Raw genomic sequence first — 268 nt, forward strand, 5'->3', positions numbered from 1 at the left:
TGACTTTGGCCTCGGTGCGCAGCTTCTGCACCAGGGTCGCCACGTCCGGGACTTTCACGCCGGCCGAGCGCTTGGCCGGCTCGGTGACCTTCAGGGTCTTCAGGCGCGGGCTCACGTCGACGCCCAGATCTTCCGGCTTGACGGTTTCCAGCGGCTTCTTCTTGGCCTTCATGATGTTCGGCAGCGTCACGTAGCGCGGCTCGTTCAGGCGCAGGTCGGTGGTGACGATGGCCGGCAGGTTCAGGCTGACCGTTTCCAGGCCGCCGTC

Annotated in this window: 1 protein-coding gene; it reads right to left on the reverse strand. The window is 66.0% G+C overall.

Going from position 1 to position 268, the window contains the following annotated elements; translation table 11 throughout:
• Positions 1-268, reverse strand: a 268-nt coding sequence (locus LE190_RS21675) for an electron transfer flavoprotein subunit beta/FixA family protein (RefSeq protein WP_439847504.1), incomplete at both ends; no start/stop codon positions are given.

The organism is Massilia hydrophila (assembly GCF_020208145.1).
Lineage (GTDB): Bacteria > Pseudomonadota > Gammaproteobacteria > Burkholderiales > Burkholderiaceae_D > Telluria > Telluria hydrophila.